The sequence below is a fragment of the bacterium genome, assembly GCA_027622355.1.
Lineage (GTDB): Bacteria > UBA8248 > UBA8248 > UBA8248 > UBA8248 > JAQBZT01.
In genome coordinates this window covers 1-3653 of record JAQBZT010000281.1, presented here as the reverse complement: position 1 = coordinate 3653, position 3653 = coordinate 1, and the positions used below count along the sequence as shown (strand labels likewise).

2 protein-coding genes are annotated in these 3653 nt (G+C 67.6%); both read left to right on the top strand.

The window, feature by feature from the left end:
- Positions 1–2689: hypothetical protein (locus O2807_13415; GenBank protein MDA1001500.1), on the top strand; the 2689-nt coding region annotated here is incomplete at its 5' end.
- A gap of 108 nt (positions 2690–2797) precedes the next feature.
- Positions 2798–3653: signal recognition particle-docking protein FtsY (gene ftsY, locus O2807_13410; GenBank protein ID MDA1001499.1), on the top strand; the 856-nt coding region annotated here is incomplete at its 3' end.

Sequence of the window (3653 nt, the reverse complement as noted above, 5' to 3'; positions counted from 1 at the left end):
CCTGGACAACCGCCTGGAGATGCTCTCCGGCCAGTTGATCGAACTGGACGCGGAGGACGCGCGCCGCGCCGAGGAGATGGATGCCCTGGCGGCAGAGGGCGAGCGCATCAAACTCGAGAGCGAGCGCCTCGCCGCCCTGGAAGATGAGCTCGCGGTGCAAACGGAAGAGGCCCAGAGGAAGTTTGATGCGGGCGCGGCGCAATTGAGCGCGGTCCGGGCCCAGCTGGCGGAAGTGGAGGCGGCCTCCTCCGATGCGCGCAAGACGCAGGCGGAGGAAACCGAAACGCTGAGCCGCATGCGCCAGCGCATCGCCGCGGCGGAGTCGCAGAGAGAGGGTGTGGAGCGGGCGATCGCGCGGCTGGCCCGTGAGGTGGCGGCGGCGGAACACCTCCGGGAACAGGCTGGCGAGGAAACCCGCGTGCAGACGGCCCACTTCGAGGAAACGGCCGGGCGCGACGCCCGTCTTCGGGCGGAGGCGGAACGTCTTTCGGCCGAAAATGAGAGAGCCAGGGTTCTTCTCCGCTCCTCCGAGGAAAAATTTTCGACGGAGCGCGAGTCGCTGGTCAGCTCCCGGTCCTCCCTCCAGGAGATCGAGCGGCTCCGGGATGAGGCGGTCGGGCGTGCGGGCGAGAGCGAGTTTCGTGCGGCGGGCGCCGAGGTGTTGGGGGTTCTGGTGGACGCGCTGACCGTCGAGCCCGACCACCGCAAGGCGATTGAGGCGGCGCTGGGCGAGACGCTCTCCGGCGTACTGGTGCGCGATGGCGAAGCGGCGCTGCGGGCGATTCAGGCGCTGGTCCAGGCGGAGAACCGGAGAGGGCTGGCGCTTCCCCTGGCTCCGCGCCGAAAGCCGGTGCTGGAGGTGCCTGTGCGCGAGGGCGTTCTCGGCGCCGCGACCGGCCTTGTGCGGTGCGCGAGCGAGTACCGCCCCCTGATCGAAAGCCTGCTGGGAACGGTGGCCGTGGCCCGGGATCTTGATGCCGCCCGGGGAGCGATGTCGGCGGGTTCGGCGGAGTTGACGTGGGTTACCCTCTCGGGAGAGGTCATCCTGCCCTCGGGTGCGGTGGAAGGGGGCCTGGCGGGCGAGCGTGTGTCCGGGCTTCTCGATCGGGCCAGCCGCAGGACCCAGCTTCAGACCGATGTCCAGTCGACCGAGGTGCGGCTTTCCCATCTGACCAGCCAGAGCCAGCAGCAGCTGGCAGAGAGCCAGCGGCTGGAGGAGGAGAGCCGGCGGGCCAGCCAGAGCGCCCGCGAGGCCGAACTCGCCAAAGTGGAGGCCGAGGAGAAGCTCCGGGCCTGCAAAGAGAAACTCCACGCGGCCGAAGAGAGGTTCCAGCAGCTCTCCGGCGAGCATGCGCAACAGCTCCGCGAGCAGGAACGGCTCGTGCGGGAGCTGCAGGAAGCCCACGCGGAAGGGGAGAGGGCCACGGCCTCCCGGGCCGAGGCCGAATCCCGCGCGGCTTCTGCCGAGGAAGCCCGCATGCAGGTTTCCGCGAAGGCGGGCGAGGTCGAGGCCGCCGTCACCGAGCGCCGCGTCGCCTTGACGGAGCTTCAGGGGCGCCTCTCGGGCGTGCGTGGCGAGCTGCAGCGTCTCTCGGATGCGGGCACGCAAAACGAGGCCCGCCGCGTGCGGCGCATGGAGGAGAAGGAAGACTCCATGCGCAAGCGTGAGCGCATTGAGATGAACCGGGGCCAGAGCCGCGAGGAGATCTCAATGCGCCGGGAGGAGAAGGCTGCCATCGAAAAGGAGCAGACCGTCTGCGTCGCGCTCGTCGAGGAAACCCGCACCCAGGAGAGCGCGATAACCGAGTGGATCCGGCAGATGCGGGACGAAGCTACCATCCTGCAGGGCCACATCAGCGAGGCCGCCGAGCGGCGGACCTCGCTCCGCGTGCGGCGCGAGTCCATGATCGAGCTTGCGAAAGACAACTACGAAGTCCACCTGCCGGAGGTGGCCGAGAAAAACCGCGAGCAGCTTCCCGCATACCAGGAACTGGTGAACCGCCTGGAGATGCTGCAGCAGCGTCTCGACCGGATGGGCGAGGTGAACCCGCTCGCCGCCCGGGAGTTCGACGAGGTCAACCAGGAATACGCTTTCCTCAAGGAGCAGGAAGAGGACCTGGAGCGTTCAATCGCGGACCTGCATGCGACGATCGAGAAGCTGAATCAAACCACCCGGCACCGGTTTGTCGAGGCGTTCGAGAAGGTCAGCGAGCAATTCGCCAAAATCTTCAGCCGCCTCTTCGAGGGCGGAGAGGCCCGGATGTATCTTCTCGATCCGAACGATCCGCTCGAGACCGGGGTGGACATCGAGGTCCGGCCTCCGGGCAAGCGGCCGGGCAACATCATGCTCCTCTCGGCGGGCGAGAAGGCGCTGACGGCCATCGCGCTGCTCTTTTCGGTGTTCTCGGTCCGGCCGAGCCCGTTCTGCCTCCTCGATGAGGTGGATGCGACGCTGGATGACGCCAACGTCGGCCGGTTCCGCAATATCCTCGGGGAACTCGAGGATCGGAGCCAGTTTGTCGTCGTCACCCACAACAAGAAGACCATGTCCTATGCGACGCAGCTCTACGGGATCACCCAGAAGGAGAAGGGGGTTTCCATCGTCGTTTCGGTCAAGTTCGATCGGAAGGAAGAAGAGCAGTCGGCGGACGCCGGCGGTCTCGCAGCCGAGGCGGTGGAGGCCGGGTAGGCTGAGCGCGCCGCTCATTTCATACGTTTCCCAAAATTCCGTCCCGCGAAACGGCGCGGGGCGGTTTTTTGCTCACCGGAAGTTCCGGGCATCAAGGAAATCGAGAAAATGAATCTTCAGGACCCCTCTGCGCCACGGGGGGAGGAATCGCAAAAGGGCGGATGGTTCCGCCGCCTGCGCAATGGTCTCTCGAAGACCCGGGACGCCTTTCTGGGGCGGCTGGAGAGCGCTCTGGGCCGTTTCGAGAAGCTGGACGCCGATGCACTCGATGCGCTCGAGGAAATCCTCTACACGGCGGACATGGGCCCTCGGACGGTCGGTCGGATCCTGGAGAAGCTTCGGCGGGGCGAGGGCGGCACGGGCGCGCCGATCGAAAGGGTCCGCCGCATCATCCTCGGCCTGCTCGAAGCGCCGAAACCCGGCGCCCCGCCCGGCGCGCCGCCTCCGGGAAGCCCCCGCGTCATCCTGATGGTCGGGGTGAACGGGGCGGGCAAAACCACCACTGCCGGCAAGCTGGCGGCCCGGTACGCGGCCGAGGGGAAAAAAGTCATCCTTGCCGCCGCGGACACCTTCCGGGCGGGCGCGGGGGAGCAGATCTCCATCTGGGCCGAGCGGTCGGGCTGCGAGGTCATTCGGCTCGATGAAGGGGCGGATCCCTCCGCCGTGGTTTTCGACGCCCTCCAGGCGGCCCGCGCGCGCGGGGCGGACATCTTGCTGGCGGATACGGCGGGGCGGCTCCACACCCAGAAAAATCTCATGGAAGAGCTGAAGAAAGTGCGCCGGGTGGTCGGGCGCCAGGTGGAGGGCGCGCCGCACGAGGTGCTTTTGGTGCTGGATGCGACGAGCGGACAGAATGTGCTGGTGCAGGTCCGCGAGTTCGGCGAGGCGCTCGGCGTGACGGGTCTGGTGCTGACGAAGATCGATGGCACCGCCAAGGGGGGTGTGGTGGTGGGCGCCGCCCATG